Source organism: Mesorhizobium sp. M7A.F.Ca.CA.002.04.1.1, assembly GCF_004022805.1.
Taxonomy (GTDB): domain Bacteria; phylum Pseudomonadota; class Alphaproteobacteria; order Rhizobiales; family Rhizobiaceae; genus Mesorhizobium; species Mesorhizobium ciceri.
Genome location: NZ_RZPL01000370.1, coordinates 1 through 5,486 on the forward strand (window position 1 = coordinate 1; position 5,486 = coordinate 5,486).

Genomic DNA, 5,486 nt, shown 5'->3' on the forward strand with positions numbered 1-5,486 from the left:
GTCGAAGAGCGCCATGCCGGTAACCTCCACTTCGATCACCCCGTTCGGCATCGGCACGTAGAGCGTGTCGCCCATCCGGTCGCGGCCGCCGGCGACCAGCGCCAGCGCGATCGAGCGGCCGCAATTTTCCGACCAGTAGCTCGAGGTGACGTGACCGATCATCTTCATCGGGATCGCCTGCTTGGGGTCGGCGACGATCTGCGCGCCTTCCTCCAGCACCACCTTTGGGTCTTTCGTTTTCAAGCCGACCAGTTGCTTGCGGCCCTTGGCGACCAGGTCGGGCCGCGCCATGCCCCTGATACCGACGAAGTCGGTCTTCTTCTTGCCGACCGCCCAGTCGAGACCGGCATCGTTCGGCGTCACCGTGCCGTCAGTGTCCTGGCCGACGATGATGTAGCCCTTTTCGGCGCGCAGCACGTGCATCGCCTCGGTGCCGTAGGCGGCGGCGCCATGCTTCTGGCCTTCGGCCCAAAGCGCTTCCCAGACCGCCTGGCCATAGTCGGCAGGCACGTTGACCTCGAAGCCCCGCTCGCCGGTGAACGACATGCGGAACAACCTCGTCGGCACGCCGCAGATCTTGCCTTCGCGCACCGACATATGCGGCAGCGCCTCGTCCGACATGTCGATGCCTTCGACCAGCGACGCGATGATGTCGCGGGATTTTGGTCCCTGCACGGCGATGACAGCCCATTGTTCGGTGATCGAGGTCAGCCAGACATTGAGATGCGGGAACTCGGTCTGGAGATAGTCCTCCATGTGGTTCATGACACGCGGCGCGCCGCCGGTCGTCGTCGTCACATGGAAACGGTCGGGCGCCAGCCTGCCGACGACGCCGTCATCATAGATGAAACCGTCCTCGCGCAGCATGATGCCATAGCGGCAGCGGCCGGGTTCCAGCTTCTCCCAAGGGTTGGTGTAGAGCAGCTCCATGAATTTGGCCGCATCCGGCCCGACCACTTCGATCTTGCCCAGTGTCGAGGCATCGAACAGGCCGGCAGTCTTGCGCACGGCGACGCATTCGCGGTCGACAGCAGCATGCATGTCCTCGCCCGCCTTGGGGAAATACCAGGCGCGCTTCCACTGGCCGACATCCTCGAACACCGCGCCTTGCGCCTCGGCCCAGGGATGGATCGCCGTTTTACGCGTCGGGTCGAACAGCGGCCCGCGCGCATGGCTGACGATGGCGCCGAAGGTCACCGGCGTATAGGGCGCCCGGAACGTGGTCAGGCCGACCTCCGGGATCGGCTTTCCCAGCATCTCGGCGGCAATCGCCAGGCCGTGCATGTTGGAGGTCTTGCCCTGATCGGTGGCCATGCCGTTGGTGGTGAAGCGCTTGACGTGCTCGATCGAGCGCATGCCTTCGTGCACCGCCTGGCGGATATCCTTGGCGGTGACGTCGTTCTGGAAGTCGACAAACGCCTTCACCGTGGTGTCCGGCCCGGCGCCAGGAGCCGCACCCAGCATGCCGCGCGACCAGCTCTCCGAGGTGTCGACCTTCGGCTTCGTACCCTTGGCGGTTTTCGCGCCCGCATCCCTGGCCGCTTTGGCGCCCGCGGCATAGGCCTCGTCGACCGTCGCCGATAGGCCGTCGGTACCATTGCAGGCGCCGACAGAGACACAATCCTGCGCATAGGTGCCCGGCACGAAGCGCTTGGTCTCGTCGTTGAAGGCGACCTTGCCGCGCGACTGCGAGAACAGATGCACCGACGGCGTCCAGCCGGCCGACATCAGGATCGCGTCGACTGGAATGATGCGTTCGCCGCCGCCATTCTTCGGCTGCACCGTCATCGAGGAAACGCGCAGCTTGCCGCCGGCGCGGATCACCGCGCGGCCGAAATTGACCTCGATGCCGAGCGCCCTCGCCTCGTCGATCACCGGTCCGGTCGGATTGTCGCGCAGATCGACGATCGCCGCCACGTTGACGCCGGCCTTCTTCAGGTCGATCGCCGCTGCATAGGCGGAATCATTGGCGGTGTAGACGCCGACATTCCTGCCGACCGCGACGCCATAGTGGTTGAGATAGGTGCGCGCGGCACCCGCCAGCATGATGCCCGGGCGGTCGTTGTCGGCGAACACCATGTGGCGCTCGATGGCGCCCGAGGCCAGCACCACGCGCTTGGCCCTGACTTGCCACAGCCGCTCGCGCGCCAGATCGTGGCCGGGAGCCTTCAGATGATCGCTGACACGCTCGACCAGGCCGACGAAATTCTGCGCGTAATAGCCAAACGCCGTCGTGCGCGGGAGCACGCGGACATTGTCCATCGCGGCGAGCTTCGCCACGGCAGCTTGCGCCCAGGCAAAGCCGTCCTGGCCGTCGATTTTCGCGCCGCTCTCGAAACGCAGGCTGCCGCCGAACTCGGCCTGCTCGTCGGCGAGGATGACCCGCACGCCGGTCTCCGCCGCTGCCAATGCCGCAGCGATGCCCGCCGCACCGCCGCCCAGCACCAGCACGTCGCAATGCGCATAGCGTGACGAATAATGGTCGGGATCGGGCTGGTCCGGGGAAACTCCAAGACCGGCCGCGGCGCGGATCTTGGGCTCGTACAGGCTCTTCCATGCCGCCTTCGGCCACATGAAGGTCTTGTAGTAGAAGCCGGCCGAAAACATCGGCGACGCGATGTCGTTGACCGCACCGACGTCGAAGGACAGCGACGGCCAGCGGTTCTGCGACTGCGCCTCGAGCCCGTCATAAAGCTCCTGCACAGTCGCGCGCACGTTCGGCGTCTTGCGTGCCGCGTCGCGCCTGATTTCGACCAGCGCGTTCGGCTCCTCGGCGCCCGCCGACAGGATGCCGCGCGGACGGTGGTACTTGAACGAACGGCCGACCAGATGGACGCCATTGGCGAGCAGCGCCGAGGCCAGCGTGTCGCCCTCGATGCCGGCATAGGACTGGCCATCGAAGCTGAAACGCGCGGTCTTGGCTTGGCTGAAGCGGCCGGCGCCGGAAATGCGGTACGACGCGCCGCTCATTTGCCAACTCCTGGCAGCTTGGAGGGTTTGGGTTCGCCGGCCTTGTAGGTCATGACGAACCTGTCGGTGACGGTGTCGCGCACGGCGTTGAAGAAACGCGCGCAGCCATGCATGTGCCGCCACCGCTCATAGATGATGCCCTTGGGGTTGGAGCGGATGAAGAAGAACTTTTCGAAATCGTCGTCGCTCTCGCCGGCCATATTGGCCGAGCGCGCGATATGCGCCTCGCCGGCGTTGCGGAACTCGAGTTCCGGACGCTCTTCCTCGCAATAGGGGCAGCGGATGAGAAGCATTTGTTCGTTCCTACAATTCGCCGTGGCCGACGCGGGCGCCCGCCGGTTGATCGCAAAGCTTCTGTCCCAGGGTCGCGAACGGCGCGACGAGCCGGATGCGTTCCTCCACGCTTGCAGCGGGACGAAACAGATCGCGCGACGCCATGTTGCCGAGAGTGAGTTGCATCGGATCGGTGGTGACGATGACTTGACGCGGCTGGAATGTCTCGTCTTCGTCAAGCCCTTCGGGACGTCCCTCGAAGAACATCACCACCCGCTGGCCGCCGCTCCAGACGCAGGCCAGCGTGCCGTCGTCGACCGAAAACGGCCAGACGGTCTCGTTGCCGGTGCGGCTGATCGGTTGCGTGCGCACTTCGTCAGCCGACGGAAAATGGAACATGCCCCGTTCCCCCGCCAGCACGTGTTCCCCCGCCAGAATCAGCGGCATCGCGACAGCCATCCCAGCCATCATCAGTGCGCCACCGCCGCCGCCGCCGCCTCGTCGATGAGCCGGCCGGTGCGGAAGCGCTCGATGGTGAAGGGCGCATTGATCGGATGCGGATCGTCTTTGGCGATGGTGTGGGCAAAGACATGGCCCGAGCCCGGCGTCGCCTTGAAGCCGCCCGTGCCCCAGCCACAATTGACATAAAGCCCGGGCACCGGCGTCTTGGCCAGGATCGGCGAGCGGTCGGGCGTGACGTCGACGATGCCGCCCCACGAGCGCAGCATCTTCATGCGCGTGAAGATCGGGAACATCTCGCAGATGGCGTCCAGCGTGTGCTGCAATATGTGCAGGCCGCCGGTCTGCGAATAGGAGACATACTGGTCGGTGCCGGCGCCGATCACCAGCTCGCCCTTGTCGGACTGCGAGATATAGGCGTGCACCGTGTTCGACATGACCACGCAGGGCACCACCGGCTTGACCGGTTCCGACACCAGCGCCTGCAATGGATAACTCTCCAGCGGCATGCGCACGCCGGCCATGTTCATGATCACTGAGGAATGGCCGGCGGCAACGACGCCGACCTTCTTGGCACCGATGAAGCCGCGCGTCGTGTCGACGCCCAAAACCGCGCCATTGGCCGCCCGCTTGACCCCGGTGACCTCGCAATTCTGAATGATATGGACGCCGCGCGCCGAGGCGCCGCGCGCATAGCCCCAGGCAACCGCATCGTGGCGCGCCGTGCCGCCGCGCCGCTGCAGCGCCGCACCGACCACCGGATAGCGCGCATCCCTGGAGGTGTTGAGCGGCGGGCAGAATTCCTTCGCCTGCTCCGGCGTCAGCCACTCATTGTCGATACCGTTCAGCCGGTTGGCGTGCACGTGGCGCTTCAGCACCTGCACGTCGTGCACATTGTGCGCGAGCATCATGACGCCGCGCGCCGAATACATGACGTTGTAGTTGAGCTCCTGGCTCAGCCCATCCCACAGCTTCAGTGCATGGTCGTAGATGCCGGCGCTCTCGTCATAGAGATAGTTGGAGCGGATGATGGTGGTGTTGCGGCCTGTGTTGCCGCCGCCGAGCCAGCCCCTTTCCAGCACCGCGACATTGGTGATGCCGTGAACCGTGGCGAGGTAATAGGCGGTGGCCAGGCCATGGCCGCCGGCGCCGACGATGATGACGTCGTATTCTTTCCTGGGCTCAGGCGAGGACCACTGTTCTTCCCAGCCCTTGTGGCCGCGCATGGCTTCACGGGCGATGGCGAATACCGAATATTTCTTCAACGTCCCAACCTCGCCCCAAAAAGGCTTCGCGAATGGCGGCCGGCGTTCAGTCGGTCCCGGCGCGCGAGGTGTATCACTAGCGAAACAGCGCTTCCACCCTTGCGCTGTTTGCGACGGCGCTTGCCGTTTTGCGCCGTGGTGAAAAAGACGCATCCGGCGCGTCGGCGCTTTCCAGCATCTTGGCGGGTATCGGGTGGCTCGCCTGGCCTCGATCTGCGACCAAGCATCCCAACTGCCGGTCAAGCCGGCGCGAAGAAAAGGATGCAAAAATGTTCGCACTCGCAAACAAGATCGCCATCGTCACCGGCGCCAGTTCCGGCATCGGCCGCGCCACGGCAAAACTCTTCGCGGAGGAAGGCGCCAAGGTCATCGTCGCCGCCCGCCGCCAGGCCGAGCTCGACGCGCTTGTCGCCGAAATCGCGGATGCCGATGGCATCGCCATCGCGCTTGCCGGCGATGTCCGCGACGAAGCCTACGCAAAGGCCCTTGTCGATCTGGCGGTCGAAAAATTCGGCGGGC

Annotated in this window: 5 protein-coding genes; 1 reads left to right on the plus strand and 4 read right to left on the minus strand. The window is 65.2% G+C overall.

The features are described 5' to 3' along the window. The 4 genes from ENZ75_RS19225 to ENZ75_RS19240 all read right to left on the minus strand — a co-directional run. Window positions 1–2,970, minus strand: a 2,970-nt coding sequence (locus tag ENZ75_RS19225) for a sarcosine oxidase subunit alpha (RefSeq protein WP_164887868.1), incomplete at its 3' end; no start/stop codon positions are given. Beyond that, the gene (locus tag ENZ75_RS19230) at window positions 2,967–3,263 is read right to left on the minus strand and encodes a sarcosine oxidase subunit delta (protein ID WP_013529658.1); all 297 of its coding nucleotides are present in this window, start codon (window positions 3,261–3,263) and stop codon (window positions 2,967–2,969) included. The genes ENZ75_RS19230 and ENZ75_RS19225, both read right to left, overlap by 4 nt. 10 nt (window positions 3,264–3,273) lie before the next feature. Next, window positions 3,274–3,714 carry a hypothetical protein gene (locus ENZ75_RS19235; RefSeq protein WP_013529657.1) on the minus strand — a complete coding sequence of 147 codons (441 nt, stop codon included), beginning with the start codon at window positions 3,712–3,714 and terminating at the stop codon, window positions 3,274–3,276. Continuing rightward, window positions 3,714–4,967 (minus strand): sarcosine oxidase subunit beta, encoded by a 1,254-nt coding sequence (locus ENZ75_RS19240; RefSeq protein ID WP_063168974.1) that lies wholly within the window; start codon window positions 4,965–4,967, stop codon window positions 3,714–3,716. Before ENZ75_RS19240 ends, ENZ75_RS19235 begins: the two co-directional genes overlap by 1 nt. Before the next feature lie 269 nt (window positions 4,968–5,236). On the opposite strand from ENZ75_RS19240, the gene ENZ75_RS19245 reads away from it, so the two are divergent. After that, the coding region (locus ENZ75_RS19245) for an SDR family NAD(P)-dependent oxidoreductase (RefSeq protein ID WP_128278248.1) at window positions 5,237–5,486 on the plus strand (250 nt) is incomplete at its 3' end.

Excerpts from the sequence above, each read along its gene's own strand:
- ENZ75_RS19230 (WP_013529658.1), bottom strand. The coding sequence starts at position 3,263 with ATGCTTCTCATCCGCTGCCCCTATTGCGAGGAAGAGCGTCCGGAACTC.
- ENZ75_RS19235 (WP_013529657.1), bottom strand. The coding sequence starts at position 3,714 with ATGATGGCTGGGATGGCTGTCGCGATGCCGCTGATTCTGGCGGGGGAA.